Below are 19,452 nucleotides of genomic sequence, written 5' to 3' on the forward strand. Positions count from 1 at the left end.
CGCGCAGGGGCGGCGCCTTCGGCGTCCACGACCGAGGAGGACCGATGAGCGAGGGGGACCGATGACCGGGACGCCACCCGCGGACACCGTGGCCGGGCTCGTCGAGCTGGCCCGGCGGCACGGGCTCGACATCGATGCGGACTCGCTGCGGCTCGAGGAGATCGGGCTCGACTACCGGGTGGCCTTCGCGACCGCGAACGACGGCGAGCGGTGGGTCCTTCGGGTCCCGCGGCGGCCCGACGTGGCGGAGCGGATCGCCGACGAGGCCGCCGTCCTCGACGCCGTCGGTCCTCGCCTCACCGTGGCCGTCCCCGACTGGCGGGTCCGGTCGGCCGAGCTCGTCGCCTACCCGCAGCTGCCCGGTGAGCCGGGTCTGACGATCGACGCCGCGGGCGAGCCGGTGTGGCGGGTCGACCCGACCTCGACGGCGTACGCGCGAGCCTTCGGCGCGCTCGTCGCGGAGCTGCACGGCATCGACGTGGAGGTGGCGCGGGCCGCCAGGATGCCGGTCGAGTCGCCCGAGCAGGTCCGACGCCGGTGGTCCGGCCAGGTGGACCGGGTCGCCGAGGGGTTCACGGTGGCGCCCGAGCTGCTCGAGCGGTGGCGCTCCTGGCTCGCGGACGACTCCTTCTGGCCGACCTGGTCGGTGCTCACGCACGGCGAGCTCTATCCCGCTCACGTCCTCGTCGACGCCGACGAGCGGCCGACGGCCGTGCTCGACTGGACGACGGCGAAGGTCGGCGACCCCGGCGCGGACCTCGCCCTGCACCACATGACGGCCGGCACGGCGGCCTTCGCGGTGACGCTCGAGGCCTACGAGGCGAGCGGCGGCCGGACGTGGCCGCGCCTGGCCGACCACTGCGCCGAGATCGTGGCGGCGAACCTCGTGGGGTACGGGATCTACGCGCTCGAGACGGGTGACCCGACGCACCGGGCCGCGGCCCAGGAGCTGCTCGACCCGGCCTGACGGCTACGCGTCGTCGCGGTTCCGGCGGCGGCCGGGAAGATAGGACGTCACGACGGCGACGAGCAGTCCTGCGAACCCCCCGATCACGGCGCCGCGCGCGACGCTCGGGGCGATACCGGTCGCGTCCGGGCCGGCGACCTCGACCGACGGCAGTGCGACGAGGGCGTCGCCGGTGAACAGCGTCCAGGCGAGCGCGGCGAGCACGAGCAGGAGCCCGACGCCGGCGACCGCCCAGACGCGGGTCTTCTGCCGGGCCGGGAGTCGGCCGGCGAGCTCCGCCAGGTCGACCCCGCGGCGCCGCGCCCACAGCATCATCGTCCACGAGGGGATGGCCGTGAGTGCGACGGCGACCACCGGCACGACGAGCGAGCCGAGGACCGCCGCGACGAGCGCGATGCCCAGGCCCGCGTAGATCCCCGCCGACATGCCGACGGCGGCGGCCTCGTTGGCCACCGCGTGCTCGCGCTCGTCGCCGATGACGGACGGTGCGGAGACGGATCGGCGCGGGTGGGCCGCAGGCGTGGTGGGCTCGGGGTGATCGGTGCGGGGCGACGCGTCGTCGGTGGTGGCGAAGGAGGACTCGGGGCCGGCGGTGCGGTCGTCGGTGCTCATGAGGGGTCTCCTGTGTGGCTCGGGGTGGCGTCGGGGTGCGCGCCGAACAGGTCCTCGACCGTGGCGTCGAGGACGCGCGCGAGGCGGAGGGCGAGGAAGACCGAGGGGGCGTAGTCGCCCTGCTCGATCGCGATGACGGTGTGGCGGCTGACGTCGACCAGCGCGCCGAGCTCCGCCTGCGTGAGGCGGTGCTGCTTGCGGCGCTCGCGGACGGGGCTCTCGGTGCCCGCGTCGGTGCGCGTCGGTGGCGTCATGCGTCGATGTTAAGGATCCTCGACATTCAATGTCAAGGATTCTCTACATTCTGTGTCGAGGATGTTCGACATCCTGGTCGGGTGACAGGCGAGGAGGTCAGCCCTCGGGGACGGTGACGAGGTAGTCGCCGGCCTCGTCGTCCCACTCGAGCTCGACGTGCCCGCCCGCCTCGGCGCCCCGCACGAACTGGAGAAAGCTGCGGTAGCCGAGCGCCTTCTCGCTGAACTCCGGTCGCTCCTTGCGCAGCCGGTTCTTCAGGCCGGACAGGGCGAACGCGCCGTCGTCGTTGCCGTCCCCCTTGGCGACGATCTCGACGAGCACGTCGAACGTGTCCTCGAGGTCGCTCCCGCGGTCGGGCAGCGAGACCTCGGGGTCGCCCGTGGCGGGGCCGGGGGAGAGGTCGACGACGCCCCGGCCGGCCAGGTGCCGCAGCACCTCGCCGAACGAGCGGAACCCGAGGTCCGACTCGCTGAACGTCGGGTCCTTCCGCAGCAGCGCGCGCTTGAGCACCGACGCGGTGACGGAGTCCGCCGTCGAGGCCAGACCGGCGAGCGTCTGCGCCACGCGGACCTCGATCGGCTCGGACTCCGCAGCCTCGTCGGGGGAGCCGTCCGCGTCCTCGGCCGGGACGACGGCGGAGGGGGAGGCGGGGGTGTCGTCGTCGGGCGTGCCGACCCGTGCCGAGCCGGAGGAGTCGGCCTGTCCCGTGCCGCCCTGGCCGGTTCCGGCACCGCCGCCGGACGTCGAGCTGGTCCCGCCGGCGCCGCCCGCGCTCCCCGCGCCGGCGCCACCCGCGCTCTTCGCGGTCGAGCCGGACCCGCCGGCAACCGACGACCCCGCGCCGGTCCCGCTGCCCGACGGCAGCACCACCTGCGCGCCGTGCCGCGCCTGGGCGGCGGGACCCCGGGCGTGCGCGCCTCGTCGTCGGGGGGCCTCGTCCCCGGGCTCCACGCCCTCGAGGCGGTCGTAGAAGAGGAACTCGTCGCAGGCCGGCGGCAGGAGCCGGGAGGTCGAGAGCTCGACCCCGACGCCGATCACGCGCTTGTCGAGCTCGCGCAGCTTGTGGACGAGCGGGGAGAAGTCGCTGTCCCCCGTGCACAGGACGAAGGTCGAGACGTAGTCGCGCTCGAAGGCCATCTCGATCGCGTCGACGACCATCTTGATGTCGGCCGCGTTCTTCCGCGAGGCGCCCATGCGCTGCGGGATCTCGATGAGCTCGAACTGGTGGCGCGTGAGCATCCGACGGTCCTCGTCGAAGTACGACCAGTCGGCGTACGCGCGGCGGGTGAGGCTGCGGCCGCGGACGGCGAGCGCATCGGCGATCGGCCCGAAGTCGAACGTCATCCCGCCCAGGTGGTCGCGCGCGCCGAGCGCGAGGTTCTCGTAGTCGAGGAACACGGCCATCCGTGCGTCGTCGTCCATGTGGCCAGCCTATGGCGCCGCTCGGGCGGGAAACTCCGCCGACGACGCGGGCGCCCATGGCGCCACGGCCGCTGACGAGACCTGCGACACTCCCGCACCCGCCGAAAGGCATTGACCCCGCCCCGCTCACTGTGTCTACTGTCTATGCACAGTAGCAACACAGGAGGTGGACCATGCTCGTCGTCGACGGACTGACGAAGCGCTACCCGGGATTCCGGCTGGAGGACGTGTCCTTCGAGATCGAGCCCGGCTACATCACCGGCTTCATCGGCGTGAACGGGGCCGGCAAGACCACGACGCTCAAGTCGATCCTCAACATCGTGCGTCCCGACGCCGGCACCGTGACCTTCGAGGGCCGGGACATCTACGCCGACGAGGCCGGGGCCAAGCAGCTCATCGGGGCCGCCCTCGGTCCGCTCGACGTCTACCCGAAGCACCGGGTGCGCACCGTCGTCGACGTCTACCGGCGGTTCTACGACCACTGGGACGGCCGGCTCTTCGCGCACTACCTCGAGCGGTTCGGCATCGGCGACGCCAAGAAGATCAGCGAGCTGTCGACCGGCATGCGCGTCAAGCTCGGCGTGGCCATGGCGCTCTCGCACGGCGCCCGGCTCATCCTGCTCGACGAGCCGACGAGCGGGCTCGACCCCGTGGCGCGCGACCAGCTGCTCGGGGTGCTCCAGGAGGTCGTCGAGGACGGCGACCGCGCCGTCCTGTTCTCCACGCACATCACGAGCGACCTGGACAAGATCGCCGACCTCATCGTCTTCATCCGCGACGGGCACGTCATCGCGGACGACACCAAGGACGACCCCATCGACGGCCACCGGCTCGTCGGCGGCTCCCGCGAGGAGCTGACCGACGACCTGCGCGGCCGGCTCATCGGCCACCGCGACCACGCGTTCGGATTCTCCGGCCTCGTCCGCACCGCCGACCTGGCCGAGGTCTCGCCGCACGTGCAGGCCGAACGACCGAACCTGGAGGACCTCATGGTCTTCTACGACCTGGAGGGAGCACGATGAGCATCGCCACGCTCGTGCACAAGGAGGCGCGCCTCGTCGTGCCGCCCGCCTACCTGGGGTTCGCCGCCCTCACGCTGTTCAACCTCATCCCGCACTACCCGATGATCATCGGCGTCAGCTACTTCATGCTCGCCCTGTTCATCGCGCTGTCGGAGGCGAACGCCAACAGGGACCATGTCTTCAGCATCTCGCTGCCGATCGCGCGCGCCCGGCTCGTGACCGGCAAGCACCTCATCGTCGGCGCGGTCGAGCTCGTCCAGCTCGCCGCCCTGGCGGTGGTCGCCGTCGTCGTCGCGCAGATGCAGCCGGGAGGCAACGCCGTCGGTCTCGACGGCAACCCCGCCTTCTTCGGCTTCGTCCTGCTGGCCTACGGCGTCTTCAACATCGTGTTCCTGCCCGGGTACTTCACCACCGGGCACCGCATCGGCCGCCACGGCGTGCTCGCGGGGATCGCCTTCGCGGTGGTCTACGTCGCCGCCGAGCTGTCCGTCGCCCTCGTGCCCGGCGCGAGCGGGGTCCTCGACACGCTCGACCCCGCCGACGCCGTACCGCAGCTGCTCGTGCTCGTCCTCGGGGCGCTCGCGTTCATCGGCCTCACCGCCGCCTCCCACCGCCTCTCGGTGCGCGCCTTCGAGCGCGTCAACCTGTGAGCGCGGCGGGTGGGATGGACCTCGTCCTCTCACCGCGCGGCAGCGACCCGATCTACGAGCAGATCCGGTCGCAGATCGCCGCCCAGATCCTCGACGGGTCGCTCGCCGCCGGCGAGATGCTGCCGTCGATCCGGTCGGTCGCCAAGGAGCTCGGGATCAGCGTCATCACCATCAAGAAGGCCTGGGAGCTCCTCGAGGCCGACGACCTCATCTACACCCGCCAGGGCAAGGGGGCCTACGTCTCCGAGCACGCCGCCGACGGACTGAGCGCCAAGCGTCACGCGTTCGCCGTCGAGCGGTTCCGCACCAACGTCGACTACTACCGCTCGCTCGGGCTCACGCGCGAGGAGCTGATCCGCATCGTGGAGGAGGAGTACTGATGTCCACGACGAAGAACCCACCGACCACCCGCGCCGCCCCCGCGACGAGGCGGCTCGTCCACATCGACCACCTCCGCGTGTTCGGCACCCTGCTCGTGGTCGCCCACCACGTGGCGCTCGCCTACGGCAACCTCGGGATCTGGCCGAACTGGCAGGAGCCGGACTCCGAGCTCGCGGCGCTCCCGCTCGACCTGCTCGTGCTCGTCAACCAGACGTTCTTCATGGGCCTGTTCTTCATGCTGTCCGGCTTCTTCGCGCCGGGATCGGTCGACCGCAAGGGGCCCGGGCGCTGGGCGCTCGACCGCGTCAAGCGCCTCGGCCTGCCGTTCGTGGCGTTCATGGTGCTGCTGCGCCCGCTGTACTCGCTGCCGACCTACCTCGACCAGCCTCCGGGTGAGCGCGAGCCCTACTGGCTCTTCTACCTCACCGACTGGGAGGTGGGGCCGATGTGGTTCGTCCTCGCGCTGCTCGTCCTCTCGCTCGGCTACGCGCTGGTCCGGGAGCGTCGGCCGCGGACGAATCCTCTCCCGACGACGCCGCGCACGGTGCGATCGGCCGGCGCCTCGGCGGCCCGCCGCGCCCCGGTGCCTGACCGCACGTCGACGGCGGGGCTCACCACGCGGGGGACCGCCGTCTCCCTGCGCGCACGGCACGTCGTCGCGTTCGCGATCGGGCTCGGCGTCGTCTCCTACGTGTGGCGGATCTGGTTCCCGACCGGCTCGTTCATCCCGGTCATCGGGATCCCGAGCCCCGGGTACGTGCTGCAGTACGTGGCGCTGTTCGTCGTCGGGATCCTCGCCTTCCGCCGGGGCTGGTTCAGCGGGCTGCCGCGCCGCGCGGGCCTGCTCGGTGCGGGCCTCGTCGTCGCGTCGTTCGTGCCGATGGTCCTCGGCGGTTACCGGACGCTCGACACGGCCGACCCGGTGCCGGCGGGCCCAGACCCGGCGCACCTCGGGTTCGCCCTGTTCGACGCGCTGTTCGCGGTCGGGGTCATCCTCGTCCTGCTGCGCGTGTTCGAGCGGTACGCGTCCCGGTCGACGCCGGCGGGCCGGTTCCTCACCCGGAACGCCTTCGGCGTGTACGTGGTCCACGCGCCCGTCATCGTCGGCGTCGTCGCGCTGCTCGGCCCGCTCGGCCTCACGCCGGTGGTCGCGTTCGCCCTCGCGCTGGTGATCTCCGCGAGCGTCAGCTGGGCGGTCGTCGCGCTCCTGCGGCGCAGCCGGCTGGTGCGGGAGGTCATCTGACCCGGACCGGGAAGCGTGACCGACGGCGGGGGCCGGACGAGTCTATGCTCGTCCGGCCCCGCCGGACTAGAGCAGGGAGGATGACCCGAGGGGGTGGTCGGGCGGGTTCCTTTCTCTTCCGCCCCCCGCCGTCGTTCCTGGTCGGCGCATCCCCGGCGGGTCGCACGTGCGAGCACCGGTGGGCGCGCGGGTGCCCGGACGCCCGGCGCGAGGAGCGCCGGACCTCACCCGCGCAGGTCGTGCCAGAGTGAGGCCCACTGCTCGGGCCCGACGTCGCGGGGCAGCGCCCGCCCGTCGACGCCGGCCCGGGCGAGCGCCCGCTCCGCCGCCCGGCGGTCGACGCGGGCCGCGCGCTCGACCACTCGGGCGATCCGCCCGCCGCGGCCGGTGAACACCGCGCGGACGAACGCCTCGTAGCCGCGCCGCTGGGAGACCGGAACGAGTGGGCGCGGTCGGCGCACGATGCTCAGCACACCGCCGTCGACGCCGGGCACGGGCCGGAAGTGCCGGGCCGGCACCCGGAACTCGATCCGGACCTCGAACCACGGCGCGCCCTGGGCGGTCATCATGGTGCCGCCTCCGACGCCGGCCCGCTTCCGCGCCACCTCCCACTGGGTGAGCAGGACGGCGTGCTGCCACCGGCCGGCGGTGAGCAGCCGACGCAGCAGCGGGCTCGTGAGGTGGAAGGGGATGTTGCCGGCGACGACGGGGGCGTCGAGCGGGACACGCATCGCGTCGTCGTGCTCGATGCGCACGGTGGCCGTGCCGGTGCCGGTGCCGGTGCCGGTGGTGGTTCGGGGGTCGGCTGTCGTCGCGGTACCGCTGCGACGGAGCATCCGGCGCAGGCGCTCGACCCGGTGCTCGTCGATCTCGACGGCGGTCAGCGGACGGCCCAGGCGGGCGAGCTCGCGGGTGAGCGCACCGTCGCCGGCGCCGAGCTCGAGGATCGCGCCGTCCGTCTCGCGCACGAGGTCGGCGAACCGCCGCACGGTGGGCGGGTGGTGGAGGAAGTTCTGGCCGAGCTCGTGCCGTCCTCCGGCGGCCGAGCGAGGGGCGGTGTGCGGGGTCGTGCGTCGAGGCATGGGTGGGCTCCACGAGAAGGAGGTGGAGCACCCCGGGGCAGGGTGGCGGTGTGCGTGGGCGCTGCGCGTCCGAGGTGCGAAGGGCTCTCGGAGCGACGACGCGTCGACGCCCGGCGCCGGTGGCGCGGGGCGGACGGACCTGCGGGTGGGACCGGACGCGCCGTCAGGCGCGGCGGTCGCGGTAGTCGCGGGCGGCCGTCGTCGCGGGCCCGCTGCACAAGATGCCTGCCATACCGCGATGCTAGACAGCCGCGGGTCGGCGGCGTCCAGGGAATTCTCGGGGCGACGGGCAGGTGGGGACGGCACGGCCGACGGCCGGCACGCCAGGCACGACGGCCGGCACGGCAGACGGGAGGGCCGACGACGACGGGGGGTTCGTCGTCGTCGGCCCTGTGGTCCGCAGATCGGGTGCGCGGGGCTATGCGGGACGGGCCCTGGTCAGAGGATCGCCTCGAGGAACGACCGGGTCCGCTCGTGGCTCGGGTTGGTGAAGATGACGTCGGGCGGCCCGTCCTCGACGATCTGGCCGCCGTCGAACATCATCACGCGGTGGGAGACGTCCTGGGCGAACTGCATCTCGTGCGTGACGATGAGCATCGTGATGTCCGTGTTGTTCGCGACCTCGCGCAGGACCCACAGGACGTCCTTGACGATCTCGGGGTCGAGGGCGGAGGTCACCTCGTCGAGGAGCAGGATCTCGGGGTCCATCGCGAGGGCGCGGGCGATGGCGACGCGCTGCTGCTGACCGCCCGAGAGCCGCGTGGGGTGCTCGTCCGCCTTGTCCGAGAGGCCGACCTGCTCGAGCAGCTCGAGACCGCGGCTGCGCGCCTCCTCCTTCGAGCGGCCGAGCACGTGGATCGGCGCCTCGGTGATGTTCTCCAGCACCGACATGTTGGGGAAGAGGTGGAAGTGCTGGAAGACCATCCCGATCCGGGTGGTCATCCTCGCGACGTCCTTCGCCCTGCGCTCGACCCGTCGGCCGCCGCGCAGCTCGTGGGTGAGCGGCTGGCCGTCGACGTAGATGTAGCCGCCGGTGAGGTGCTCGAGCGTCATCACGAGCCGCAGGATGGTCGTCTTGCCGGAGCCCGAGGGGCCGATGAGCGTGACCCGCTCGCCGCGGTCGACGCTGAAGTTGAGGTTCTCGAGGACGGTGTTGTCGCCGAACTTCTTGACGACGTTCTCGAACCGCAGCTTCGGCTCGCCCGTGGCGGGGCTCGGCGTGATGCCGGCACCGGGCGCGGAGTGGTCAGTAGGTGGCAAGGCGATTCTCCATCTTGCGTAGCAGGACCGAGGTGCCGTAGCTCGCGACCAGGAAGATGAACCCGGCGAGCACGAGCGCCTCGGTGTAGGTGAACGTCCTCGAGCCGTACCGCTCCGCCTCGCGCACCATCTCGGTGACGAAGATGACGGTGAGGAACGGGGTGTCCTTGAACATCGAGATCACCCAGGTGCCCAGGGCGGGCAGGGTCGTACGGATCGCCTGCGGGATGATGACCTTGACCCAGGTGCGGGTGCGGGACATCGACAGGGCGGTCGCGGCCTCCCACTGTCCCTTGGGGATCGCGTCGATCCCGGACCGGTAGACCTCCGCCATGTAGGTGGCGTAGTGGATCCCGAGGACGACGATGCCGATCGTCAGGCCGTCGATGCTGTTGAACGTGTAGTAGGCGAACAGCAGCTGGATGACGACCGGGGTCATGCGGATGAACTCCATGACCGCGTGCACCGGCATCCAGAGCCACTTCGGCATCACCCGGCGGGTGATGGCCACGATCAGGCCGAGCACCGCCGCGATCGCCGACCCCAGGACGGTCGCGACGAGCGTGACCTGCAGGAAGGTCATGAGGAGGTCGGGGAAGACCTCCGCCGCGCGGTCCCAGCTCCAGATGTCGTCGTTCACAGTGGGGTCACCTCGCTCGGCTTGCCCGCGGTCACCTTGAACATCTGGTTGAGCGGTGCGGCCTGGCCGAGCTTGTGCTTCGCGTGCCGCTCGAGGAGGGCCGCGAGCAGCACGATGACCAGCGAGATGAGGAAGTAGATGACCATGCCGACGCCGTACGAGAAGAAGGTGCTCCCCGTCTGCTGGCGCAGGATGTCCGTCTCCCACGTGAGGTCGTGCATGAGGATGATGTAGGCGACGGCCGTGCCCTTGAGCAGCATGACAGCCAGATTGCTCAGCGACGGCAGCATGATCGCCCACGCCTGCGGCCAGATCACGCGCCGCATGTGGTGCAGCGGGCTGATGCTCAGCGCCGTGCCGACCTCCCACTGGCCCTTGGGCACGTTGTTGATCGACCCGCGGACGACCTCCGCCCCGTACGCGCCGTAGTTGAACGACAGGGCGAAGATCCCGCAGAAGAGCCCCGTCAGCGTGATCCCCACCTGCGGCAGCACGTAGAAGAGCACGTAGAGCTGCACGAGCAACGACGTCCCGCGGAAGAACTCGATGAGCAGGCGCGCCGGGATCCGCAGGTACCAGTGCTCGCTACGGACCACCAGGCCGAGCACGATCGCGATGACGAAGGCGCCGATGATCCCGCCGGCGGTGAGCTGGAGGGTGACGAGGACGCCCTCCCACAGCCGGGGGAGCGCCTCGACGAGCGTGTCGAGGTTGTCGCTCACGCGATCAGATGTCGCCGGCGCAGAGCTGCTCGGTCGACAGCTCGCCGGTGGGGCGCTCCTCGGCCGTGAAGCCGAACTCGCCGACGATCTCGAGGTAGCGCTCCTCGTCCTCGACGATCTCCGCGAGCACCTCGTTGTAGGCGTCGCGCAGCTCGGTGTCGGCGTTGCGGAACACGGTGCCGCCGGCCCCGACCTGCTCGACGCCGTCGATCTCGGCCACGAACGACTCGGTGACCTCGATGCCGGCGTCCGGGTTGTTGTCCGCCATCCAGTTGAGCGAGATGCCCGTGAGGGCGAAGACGTCGGCGCGGCCGTTGACGACGGCGTCCATGCCGTCCTGCGGCGTGCCGACCTCCATCGAGTCGATGCCGAGGTCGGCGGCGTAGGTGGACTCGATGGCGCCGGTCATCGACGCCATCTGCACGTCGGACTCCTGGACGGACTGCATGCTCGGCTCGAGCCCGTCCGGGTTGCCCTCGGGAACCATGAGCGCGGTCGTGTACATGAACTCCGGCTCGGAGAAGATCGCCTGCTCGCAGCGCTCCGGGAGGATCGACATACCGGCGGCGACGACGTCGAAACGCTCCGCGTCGAGCGCCTGGATGAGCTGGCCGAACTCGGCCTGGACGCCCTCGACCTCGTCGACACCGAGCTCCGCCCAGATCGCCTCGTGCAGGGCGACGGTGGCGCCCGTGAGCTCTCCGCCGTCCTCGAAGCTGTACGGGGCCTCGCCGGCGAAACCGACGGTGACGCTGCCGGCCTCCTGGAGGTCCTCGAGCGTGAGGGCCTCGCCGCTGCCGCCGCCGCTGTCTCCGCCACCGCCGCCGCGGTCGGCCGACTCCTCCTCGCTGGCGCAGGCGGCAAGGGTCAGCGCGAGGGCGGCGAGGGTCGCGGTGGGGACGATGGTGCGGGCGCGACGCTGTGCGTTGGTGGTCAAGGGGTTCCTTCCGGTGGGCGCCCGGCGCCATGGTGGACAGACGCGCGAACGTTGCGTGACAGCGCCCGAACGTGCGTACGGGCCCTTGAGTGGCCCCACCGTATGGGGGGTCGTCCCGGTCATCAACCGGCCGGATTCGGGCGTCCAGGGGTCGTTTTGGGGTGGTCGCGGATCGGGACCTTTTCCCATGCTGGTGCGGATCGCGCGGGGTCGGCGAGTGGCGTGGGCCACGACGGGGAGGCCGCTTTTGAGGTCGGGCATTGTTACCCGCTTGTGATTGTTCGACGCGATCGTGACCGAGAACTGTGACGGTTCGGGCAGAGGGGGTGCGTCGTCGTGCTCGTCGAGGAGGTCGGGACGCTGCTGCCCGCGCGCGGAGGACGACCACCCGTCAGGGGGCGGTGACGTCCTGGGGCTCGTCCAGCTCGCTGATGACGGACGTGGTCGTCGCTGTGCCCGCCGAGGTCGTCACGTTGTTGACGGACCGGAGTGCGACGTAGTCCTGGGTGAGGAAGTACTCCACGGCGATCTCCTCGCCGTTCGCGCCCTCGCCCGTGCCCGTGACGACGGCGACCTCGGTGCCGTCGATCGTGGCCGAGCCCGTCACCGCCACGTCGATGGGTTGGGTGCCCCCGGCCGCGACCGAGGGGTCGTGCAACTGCTGGAGCGACCGGGCCGCACCCTCGGCGCTGCTCAGCCGGGGGATCTCGGCTGCCTCTGCCGGCTCGAGCCAGTCGCCCTCGTCCGTCGCGGCCCACCAGTCGTCCCCGACGACGAGGACGTGGGCGACCCCGAGGTCCGCCTCGACCGCGAGCTGCTCGCCGGTGGAGACGCGCAGCTCGGTGCGGGCGTCGGCTCCGGCGTCGGTGGTCTGGACGTAGCCGGCCGTCTCCGCGAGGGACTCGACCTGGCAGGCGGCGAGCTCGGTGGTCGTCAGCTCCGTGCGCCCCTCGGCGAACGGGTCGGTGCACAGGCCCGACGCCGAGTCCCGGGGCTCGGAGGTCTCCTCCGACAGCCAGGCCGGGTGCTCATCGACCTGGTCGGCGACGGGCGCGAGCTCGTCGACCGGGGTTGCCTCGGAGGTGTCGCCGCTTCCGCCCGATCCGTTGCCGGAGTCGCTGGAGCCGTCGGAGCCGTCGGAGTCGTCGCCCGAGCCGCATGCCGCCAGGGTGGCCGCGAGCGCGAGCACGGTCGCCGCGAGCGTGCGACGTGCGCGTCCCGGTGCGTGGCGACGCGCGGCCGGCCGCGGCTGAGTGCCGGCCCCGGTGGCGACGGGGCGGCGGACGGATCGGTTCGGCTGGCGCACGTCGACAGGGTGGCACGCCGGGCCGCCGCGGTGGTGCCGCGTGCAGGGCCCGTCCCGCGCCGACCCGGCCACCGCCGGGGCTCCGTCCCGCACCGACCTGGTACCCGCGCCCTGTCGGTCTCGGGACGGCCGCACATGGGTCCTCAGGCCTCCCCGGGTGGTCGGCCGCCTGCCACACTGGAGGCATGCGACTCCCCGTCTCGCGACCGGTCAGGGTCCTTGTCGTGTGCACCGGCAACATCTGCCGATCCCCGATGGGTGAGCGGATGCTGGCGGACGAGCTCGAGCGCGCGGGCGTCGATGCCGACGTGACGTCGGGCGGGACGTCCGACTACGAGGTCGGTAACCCGATCGACCCCCGTGCGGCGAGCACGCTGCACCGACGCGGCGTCCCGGTCGAGGCACACACGGCGCGGCAGGTCACGGCCGAGGATCTGGGCGCGGTCGACCTGGTGCTGGCGATGACCGAGGAGCACGCCGTGTGGCTGCGTCGGCTGGCGGAGCGGTCGGGCGTGGACCCCGGCGTCATCATGCTGTGGCGCGCGGCGGAGGGACCGGACGCCCCCGGTGCGGGGAGTGCGCGCGACGTCGGGTCGCTCGACGTCCCGGACCCGTGGTGGGGCGACGACTCCGACTTCGAGTCGACCTACGAGCTGCTCGCGCCCGGTGCGCGCATGCTCGCGGCAGCGCTCGCCGCCGGGCGGACCGAGCTGCACCCCTGACACTGCGCGGCCCGTTCGTCGAGACTGCGGTTGGGGCACCAACCGCACTCTCGACAGGTCGGGGTGCTCCCAACCGCAATCTCGACGAGCACCAACCGCAATCTCGATGGCGACGAACCGCAATCTCGACGAGCACCAACCGCAATCTCGGCGAAAGTGAGAGCGGGCGGGGCTACTCGATGCCCATCTCCGCGTTGCCCTCCTCCTGCGCCTGGGCGAGCGCCTCCTCGACCGGGATCGCGCCGAGGAACATGTCCTGGAAGATCGGGGTGATGACGTTGGAGCCGGCGTTGATCTCGGCGCCGATCGGCGAGGGTGCGGTCGGCTCCTGGGCGGCGTCGACGAAGACGGACACGTCCACGCCCTGCTCGGCCCAGTAGTCGATGTATCCCTGCTGGGCGTCCACGGCTCCGGGGAACGCGGCACCGGTCTCGCCGAGCGGGGCCTGCCCCTCGGCGGACCCGAGCCAGCGCAGGACCTCGGTCGTCGCGTCGAGGTGCTCGGACTCCGCGTTGCCGACGGCCGCGACGCCGTGCACCACACCGATGCGCCCCTCCGGCCCGCCGACCATCGGCGCGATGCCCCACTCGAAGTCGGCGTTCTCGGCGATGTGGGGCAGGGAGTACGGGCCGGACTGGAACAGGCCGAGGTCGCCCTGGACGAACAGGTCGCGCGAGAAGTCGCCGTTGACGTTGGTGTCAGCGGCCGACGGCGCCACCTCGTGCGTGTTGACGAGGTCGACGAGGTACTGGAACGCCTCGATGCCCTCGGGGGAGTCGAACGCGAAGCCGTCGGTCTCCGGGTCCTGGAACAGCGCGCCGTTCTGGGCGAGGAAGTCGACGTAGATCGCCTGGAGGTCGGCCTGGCTGTTGAAGCCGTAGGTCTCCCGCGCCCCGCCGTCGAAGCCGTCCTCGCCGGGGTGGCGGCCCTCGGAGTCGGTGGTCAGGGCGGTCGCGGCCTCGAGGAGCGTGTCGCCCTCGCCGGCGCCGGGTCGCCACTGGAGGTCCTCGACGTCGATCCCCGCCTCCTCGACCAGCTCCGCGTTGTAGAACAGGGCGATCGAGTCCCACAGCTGGGGCACGCCGTAGTTGACGCCGTCTCGCGTGTAGAGGTCGACCACGGACTGCTCCCACTCGTCGTGGTCCTCGCCGAGGGCCTCGTCGATGTCGATCAGCGTGCCGTTGTCCGCGTACGTGCCGAAGTTCGAGGTGTTCGTCCAGAAGATGTCCGCCATGTCCCCGGACTGGACGTCGAGGGGGAGCTGGGTCCAGTAGTCGGCCCAGGGGATGACCTCGACCTCGACGGTGATGTCGGGGTTCTGCTCCGTGAACGCGTCGAAGGAGGTCTCGTACGCCTCGGCCGCCACCTCGTCCCAGAGCCGGACGGTGACGGTGGTGCCGCCCTCGCCGCTCCCGGACTCGCCGGAGGAGTCGTCGGACCCCGGCGAGCACGCGGCCAGGGTCAGGGCCGTCGCCGCCAGCAGGGCGGTGGTGGTCAGCGGTCGACGGGCACGGCGCATGGGGTCCTCCAGGGAGCCTCCGGTCACGGGAAGTTGAATATTACATGAGTTGACCGTCACATCCCGCGGATGTTCGCGGGTCGGGACGTGGGACGAGGGTGACGTCGGCCGGGTCTGCGGTCACCACGCGGGACCGGCGACGATCGGGGTCGGCCACCACTGATGGTCGACGACGACGATCGGGTGGGCCGTCAGCGCACCGCGCCCACGCCGATCGCCCGCGTGATGTGCCGCTGGAAGATGAGGAACAGCACGATGAGCGGCGTCATCGCCACGACGGCGGCGGCCATGACGAGGACGATCCGGTCGTCGTACTGGGTCTGCATCGCCGACGTCGCCGTGGTGAGCACGTGCCACTCCGGCCGCGGCGCGATGATCGACGGCCACAGGAAGCTGTTCCACTGCGTGACCACGGTGATGAGCAGCAGCGTGACGACGATCGGCCGGTTCATCGGCAGCACGACCGACCACAGCCGGCGCAGGACGCCCGCGCCGTCGAGGGTGGCGGCGTCGAGGAGCTCGCGCGGCATCGACCGGAAGTTCTGGCGCAGCAGGAACACGGCGTAGGGGGAGCCGAGGACGAACGGGACCACGAGACCGGCGAACGTGTTCTTCAGGTCGGCGAGCGTCATCATCGTGTACAGCGGGATGATCGTGACGACCGCCGGGACCATGAGCGTGGCGAGGTAGCACCAGAACAGCAGCTCGCGCCCCCGGAACTCGAGCGTGGCGAACGCGTAGGCGGCGAGGATCGAGCTGACGAGCTGACCCACCACGAGCACGACCACCATCTGCAGCGTCACCGCGAGCGGGACGATGAAGTCGCCCTCCTCACCGAACAGGGCGCGGAAGTTCTCCAGCGTGAGCGGGTCGGGCAGGGCGAGCGGTCCGTCGGCCACGTACTGCCGGTTCGTCTTCAGCGCCGTCATGAGCGGGAGCAGCAGCGGGGCGAGCGTGACGACCGCCCCGGCGAGCAGGAGCAGGTAGGTCAGTGCGTGCGCGGCGCCGCGCCCGAGCGAGAACGGGCGACGGCGGCGCGCGGGGCGGGGGGCGTCGTCGTCGGGGGAGGTCTCTGGTGGAGGACCGGCCGCAGAGAGCTGGGTGTCCGGCTGGTTGGTGCTCATGACATGTCGTAGGTGGTGCGCGACGCGAACCACCGTTGCTGGACGAGGGTGACGACCACGAGGAGGGCGAACAGGACGACAGCCATCGCCGACGCGCTGCCGAGGTCGAGGGCGACGAACGCCTCGTGGTAGATCCGGGCGGCGATGACGTCGGTGCTGCCGGAGGGGTACCCGGGGCTGCCGCCCGTGAGGCCGTACACGAGGTCGTAGACCTGGAAGCTCGAGATGATCGTGGTGACGAGGACGAAGAACATCGTGGGCCGCAGCAGCGGGATCGTCATCGACGTGAGCAGCCGGAACGGTCCGGCGCCGTCGAGCCGGGCGGCCTCGTAGATGCTCGGCGGGATCTGCTGGAGACCGGCGAGGAAGAACAGCGAGACGTAGCCGATCGAGGACCAGGCGGAGACGACGGCGACCGCCGGCAGCGCGAGGGCGGGGTCGCTCATCCACTCGACGCGCTGGCCGAGGACCGCGTTGACCGCGCCGTTGCTGGGCGCGAGCATCCACTGCCACACCACGCCCAGGGCGAGCGGGGAGCACACCCACGGGAGCACGTAGATCACGCGTAGCATGCCCGAGCCCGGCAGGTGGCGGTTGAGCAGTACGGCGAGCCCGAGGCCGGCGCCGACGGTCAGCGGGATCGCGATGAGCACGTACAGGGCCGTGACGAGCAGGGAGTTGCGGAACTGGGAGGAGCTCGCCAGATCGACGTAGTTGTCCACCCCGGCCCAGGTGGGCGGGGAGAGCAGGTCGTAGTCGGTGAGGCTCATGGCGAGCACGAGCAGGACCGGAACCGCCAGGAACGCGATCAGCCCGATGAGCGACGGCGCGAGGAGGGCGTAGGCGGCGGCGGTCTCCCGGCGGCGCCGTGCGCGGGCCGACGGCGGGAGGGCTGCGTGGCTCGTCCCGCCCGTCGACGGCGGGGGGCCGGAGGGGGGCGGCGTGGCGGCCGGAGGTGCGGAGGCCGGTACCGGGGCGGACCGGGCGGTCGGGGTCACGCCGCCCCCCGGACGTAGGTCCACTCGATGACCGCGGCGCTCGTGCGGGTGCGGGGGCAGCGGCGGCACAGGTAGGTCGCGCGCGGGCGCTGGAAGCGCTGGTGCTCGTGCCCGGCGGGGCAGCGGCCGACCCAGGGGGCGGGGACGGTGGGGCTGTCGGGCCGGGTGGTGCGGCGCGGGGTGCCGCCGATGCGGACGACGGCCGCGCGCCACCGGGGGCCGTGGCCTGCCTGGGCTCCCGCGAGGGCGTGCCCGATCTCGTGGAGGATCACCTCGCGCACCTCGTCCTCGGTGTAGAGGCCGACGAGGTGGCGGGACAGGGTGATCCGCTGGTCGCGGTAGTGGGTGGCGCCGGCGCGTCGGACGGCGCGGTCGAGCCCGACGGACCACCCCCGCAGGCCGTGCTCGGCCACGAGGGAACGTGCGAGGCGCAGCGCGCCCGGTGCGTCCATCGCCCTACGCCCGGCCGGTGTCCGGGTCCGCGTCGGCGTCGCCGGCCGGGTTGGTGTCCGGGGCGTGGCCGGTGGCCGGGCCGGGGTCGTCCGCCGGGCCGGCGGAGCGGTGGTCGTCGCCGGGCGGGGTCGTGCCGGCGGGGGGCTCGTCGTCGTCGGAGGATGCCCGGCGAGCCCGGGCCGCGCGCCACGCGCTGAGGGAGGCCACGAGGATGACGGCGAGCATGAACCAGCGGACGGGGCCGCGCGTGGCGCTCGCGACGATGACGACGATGACCGCGAACGCGATGACCGAGACCGTCGGCATGCGGTGGAGCGGCGAGCGGCCGAAGCGGACGGGCTCGTAGGGGCGCGAGGCGTCGTTGCGGCGTCGGCCGTCCCGGTGCGCGTCGTCGCGCTCCGGCGAGTCGTCCATGGTCACCGGGCCACGGTACGTTCCCCCGCCGCCGGTGGTCCCGCGCCCGGCCGACGACGTGTGGATCCCCACGCGGGAAGCGCCCTGTGGTGACGGCGTGCCGGCGGTGCAGCCGGGGTGAGGCCGGTGGCGAGGCGCGAGGCCTTCGTAGACCGGTGGAGGGTGGACCCGCCGGGTACCGTCGCGATCATGGACGGCCCGGCGACGCATCCCGACCGCGGTGCGCCCGAGGCGGTCCGGCCGTCCGACCCCGACGAGCTCGGCGCGACCGCCGTCGCGAGCGGAGAGGACGTCGACGTCGACGACGGCGCCGGTGCTCTGCGCGACGACGGTGTCCTGCGCCAGGACCGCGACGACGAACCCCTCCGCGACGGAGGCGGCGAGCGGTGGGGCGAGTACGTCGGGTCGCGGGAGCCGCGGCCGGGTCCGACCGGCTGGGTCCCGGTCCTCTCACCGACCGGCGACCCCGACGGCGAACGGCTCACCGTCCGGCCGCGCCGCCTCCCCGGAGACCTGGGCGTCGACGGGGCGACCGACGAGAACGGCCACCCGATGGATCGCGGGCGGGAGGATGCGCGGGAGGTCGACGTCGTCGTGATCGGTGCCGGCCAGGCCGGCCTGTCCACTGCGAACCGGCTGCTGCGGCGCGGGTTCGTCGGGTACTCGGGCGACCCGGCCGAGCAGGTCGGCGCGCCGCGGCACCGGGGGGACGTGCGGGACTTCGTCGTGCTCGACGCCGAGGACGGGCCCGGCGGGGCGTGGCGGCACCGCTGGCCCACGCTGACGATGGCGACCGTCAACGGGATCCACGACCTGCCGGGCGCGGGTTTCCCGCAGCCGGACCCGCGCGAGCCCGCGGCCACCGCCCTCCCGCGGTACTTCGCCACGTACGAGGACATGTTCGACCTGCCGGTCCTGCGGCCCGTGGTCGTCACGAGCGTCGAGCGCGTCGACGACGACCCGCGCGGCCGCCTCCTCGTCCGCACCGACCACGGGAGCTGGGCTGCGCGGGCGGTCATCTCGGCGACCGGCACGTGGTCGCGACCGTTCTGGCCGAGCATCCCCGGGTCGGAGACGTTCCGCGGTCGGCAGCTCCACACGCACGACTACGAGGGCCCCGAGGATCTCGAGGGCGAGCGGGTGGCGATCGTCGGGGGCGGCATCTCCGGAGTGGGGCACGTCCTCGAGATCGCGCGCGTGGCGGAGACGTTCTGGTACACCCGCACGCCGCCGCGGTGGAAGACCGACATGTTCGACCAGGACGCCGGGCGCGGGGTCGAGGAGCGGGTGGCCGCACGGGTGGAGCAGGGACTCAGGCCGCTGCCGGTGGTCGCCGAGACGGGGCTGTTCCTCGGGCCGGCCACGCAACGCGCGATCGACGCCGGGATCCTGGAGCGGCGGCCGATGTTCGGCTCGATGACGACGAGGGGCGTGGTCGAGGCCGACGGGACCGTGACGCCCGTCGACACGATCGTGTGGGCCACCGGCTTTCGCCACGAGCTGCGCCACCTGCGGCCGCTGCGGATCCGAACGCGCGACGGCGGGGTGCTCGTGCGCGGGACCGCGGTGGTCGACGAGCCGCGGCTGCACCTCGTGGGGTACGGGCCGGCGGCGTCGACGATCGGGGCGACGCGGGCCGGGCGCCGCGCGGTCGCGGCGATCGTGGAGCTGCTCGACGGGTGACGGGAGCGGCCCTTCCCACCAGTGAGGGACTTTCGCCCCC

21 protein-coding genes are annotated in these 19,452 nt (G+C 72.4%); 7 read left to right on the forward strand and 14 right to left on the reverse strand.

The window, feature by feature from the left end; genetic code table 11:
* Positions 1-61 precede the first annotated feature (61 nt).
* Complete coding sequence (locus ACPYO6_RS15525) at positions 62-967, forward strand: macrolide 2'-phosphotransferase (protein WP_425715689.1); 906 nt, start codon at positions 62-64, stop codon at positions 965-967.
* Positions 968-970: 3 nt separating this feature from the next.
* On the opposite strand, the gene ACPYO6_RS15530 is transcribed toward ACPYO6_RS15525, so the two are convergent.
* The 3 genes from ACPYO6_RS15530 to ACPYO6_RS15540 all read right to left on the reverse strand — a co-directional run bounded on the left by ACPYO6_RS15530 (position 971) and on the right by ACPYO6_RS15540 (position 3,256).
* Entirely contained in the window at positions 971-1,579 is a 609-nt protein-coding gene (locus ACPYO6_RS15530) for a hypothetical protein (protein WP_425715690.1), read from the reverse strand.
* On the reverse strand, positions 1,576-1,833 hold the full coding sequence (locus tag ACPYO6_RS15535) for a helix-turn-helix transcriptional regulator (protein WP_425715691.1): 258 nt from the start codon (positions 1,831-1,833) through the stop codon (positions 1,576-1,578). Before ACPYO6_RS15535 ends, ACPYO6_RS15530 begins: the two co-directional genes overlap by 4 nt.
* 97 nt (positions 1,834-1,930) lie before the next feature.
* Positions 1,931-3,256, reverse strand: a complete 1,326-nt coding sequence (locus ACPYO6_RS15540; RefSeq protein ID WP_425715692.1) for an NYN domain-containing protein — start codon at positions 3,254-3,256, stop codon at positions 1,931-1,933.
* 173 nt (positions 3,257-3,429) lie between these two features.
* On the opposite strand from ACPYO6_RS15540, the gene ACPYO6_RS15545 reads away from it, so the two are divergent.
* Genes ACPYO6_RS15545 through ACPYO6_RS15560 form a run of 4 tightly spaced genes read left to right on the forward strand, consistent with a single transcriptional unit; the run spans position 3,430 to position 6,552 of the window.
* Positions 3,430-4,278: an ABC transporter ATP-binding protein gene (locus ACPYO6_RS15545; RefSeq protein ID WP_425715693.1), complete on the forward strand. Its 849-nt coding sequence runs from the start codon at positions 3,430-3,432 to the stop codon at positions 4,276-4,278.
* The gene (locus ACPYO6_RS15550) at positions 4,275-4,928 is read left to right on the forward strand and encodes an ABC-2 transporter permease (RefSeq protein ID WP_425715694.1); all 654 of its coding nucleotides are present in this window, start codon (positions 4,275-4,277) and stop codon (positions 4,926-4,928) included. The genes ACPYO6_RS15545 and ACPYO6_RS15550 overlap by 4 nt, the downstream gene beginning before the upstream one ends.
* Positions 4,929-4,942: 14 nt before the next feature.
* Positions 4,943-5,308 carry a GntR family transcriptional regulator gene (locus ACPYO6_RS15555; protein ID WP_425715695.1) on the forward strand — a complete coding sequence of 122 codons (366 nt, stop codon included), beginning with the start codon at positions 4,943-4,945 and terminating at the stop codon, positions 5,306-5,308.
* Positions 5,308-6,552, forward strand: coding sequence for an acyltransferase family protein (locus ACPYO6_RS15560; RefSeq protein WP_425715696.1), 1,245 nt, complete (start codon positions 5,308-5,310; stop codon positions 6,550-6,552). The genes ACPYO6_RS15555 and ACPYO6_RS15560 overlap by 1 nt, the downstream gene beginning before the upstream one ends.
* A 224-nt stretch (positions 6,553-6,776) precedes the next feature.
* On the opposite strand, the gene erm is transcribed toward ACPYO6_RS15560, so the two are convergent.
* The 6 genes from erm to ACPYO6_RS15590 form a co-directional block, all read right to left on the reverse strand.
* On the reverse strand, positions 6,777-7,634 hold the full coding sequence (gene erm, locus ACPYO6_RS15565) for a 23S ribosomal RNA methyltransferase Erm (RefSeq protein WP_425715697.1): 858 nt from the start codon (positions 7,632-7,634) through the stop codon (positions 6,777-6,779).
* A gap of 438 nt (positions 7,635-8,072) precedes the next feature.
* Positions 8,073-8,858, reverse strand: coding sequence for an ectoine/hydroxyectoine ABC transporter ATP-binding protein EhuA (ehuA, locus tag ACPYO6_RS15570; RefSeq protein WP_425715718.1), 786 nt, complete (start codon positions 8,856-8,858; stop codon positions 8,073-8,075).
* A 22-nt stretch (positions 8,859-8,880) separates the two neighbouring features.
* Entirely contained in the window at positions 8,881-9,534 is a 654-nt protein-coding gene (gene ehuD / locus ACPYO6_RS15575) for an ectoine/hydroxyectoine ABC transporter permease subunit EhuD (protein WP_425715698.1), read from the reverse strand.
* Positions 9,531-10,256 (reverse strand): amino acid ABC transporter permease, encoded by a 726-nt coding sequence (locus ACPYO6_RS15580; RefSeq protein ID WP_425715699.1) that lies wholly within the window; start codon positions 10,254-10,256, stop codon positions 9,531-9,533. The genes ehuD and ACPYO6_RS15580 overlap by 4 nt, the downstream gene beginning before the upstream one ends.
* Positions 10,257-10,260: 4 nt before the next feature.
* Positions 10,261-11,193 carry a transporter substrate-binding domain-containing protein gene (locus ACPYO6_RS15585; protein ID WP_425715700.1) on the reverse strand — a complete coding sequence of 311 codons (933 nt, stop codon included), beginning with the start codon at positions 11,191-11,193 and terminating at the stop codon, positions 10,261-10,263.
* Positions 11,194-11,584: 391 nt separating this feature from the next.
* Positions 11,585-12,499 carry a hypothetical protein gene (locus tag ACPYO6_RS15590; RefSeq protein WP_425715701.1) on the reverse strand — a complete coding sequence of 305 codons (915 nt, stop codon included), beginning with the start codon at positions 12,497-12,499 and terminating at the stop codon, positions 11,585-11,587.
* 185 nt (positions 12,500-12,684) lie between these two features.
* Between ACPYO6_RS15590 and ACPYO6_RS15595 the strand changes: the two genes are divergently transcribed.
* The gene (locus ACPYO6_RS15595; RefSeq protein ID WP_425715702.1) at positions 12,685-13,221 is read left to right on the forward strand and encodes a low molecular weight protein-tyrosine-phosphatase; all 537 of its coding nucleotides are present in this window, start codon (positions 12,685-12,687) and stop codon (positions 13,219-13,221) included.
* 172 nt (positions 13,222-13,393) lie between these two features.
* Here ACPYO6_RS15595 and ACPYO6_RS15600 read toward each other — a convergent pair whose 3' ends face one another.
* The 5 genes from ACPYO6_RS15600 to ACPYO6_RS15620 all read right to left on the reverse strand — a co-directional run bounded on the left by ACPYO6_RS15600 (position 13,394) and on the right by ACPYO6_RS15620 (position 17,735).
* Complete coding sequence (locus ACPYO6_RS15600; RefSeq protein WP_425715703.1) at positions 13,394-14,740, reverse strand: ABC transporter substrate-binding protein; 1,347 nt, start codon at positions 14,738-14,740, stop codon at positions 13,394-13,396.
* A gap of 191 nt (positions 14,741-14,931) precedes the next feature.
* Entirely contained in the window at positions 14,932-15,864 is a 933-nt protein-coding gene (locus tag ACPYO6_RS15605; protein WP_425715704.1) for a carbohydrate ABC transporter permease, read from the reverse strand.
* Positions 15,861-16,862, reverse strand: coding sequence for a carbohydrate ABC transporter permease (locus tag ACPYO6_RS15610; protein ID WP_425715705.1), 1,002 nt, complete (start codon positions 16,860-16,862; stop codon positions 15,861-15,863). The genes ACPYO6_RS15605 and ACPYO6_RS15610 overlap by 4 nt, the downstream gene beginning before the upstream one ends.
* A complete protein-coding gene (locus ACPYO6_RS15615; protein ID WP_425715706.1) occupies positions 16,859-17,314 on the reverse strand; it encodes a SprT-like domain-containing protein in 456 nt (151 codons plus the stop codon). The genes ACPYO6_RS15610 and ACPYO6_RS15615 overlap by 4 nt, the downstream gene beginning before the upstream one ends.
* A 4-nt stretch (positions 17,315-17,318) precedes the next feature.
* On the reverse strand, positions 17,319-17,735 hold the full coding sequence (locus tag ACPYO6_RS15620; protein ID WP_425715707.1) for a hypothetical protein: 417 nt from the start codon (positions 17,733-17,735) through the stop codon (positions 17,319-17,321).
* A gap of 183 nt (positions 17,736-17,918) precedes the next feature.
* On the opposite strand from ACPYO6_RS15620, the gene ACPYO6_RS15625 reads away from it, so the two are divergent.
* Positions 17,919-19,412 (forward strand): NAD(P)-binding domain-containing protein, encoded by a 1,494-nt coding sequence (locus ACPYO6_RS15625; protein WP_425715708.1) that lies wholly within the window; start codon positions 17,919-17,921, stop codon positions 19,410-19,412.
* Positions 19,413-19,452: the final 40 nt, after the last annotated feature.

Origin of the sequence: Georgenia sp. Z1344, from assembly GCF_049856295.1 — a bacterium.
Lineage (GTDB): Bacteria > Actinomycetota > Actinomycetes > Actinomycetales > Actinomycetaceae > JB111.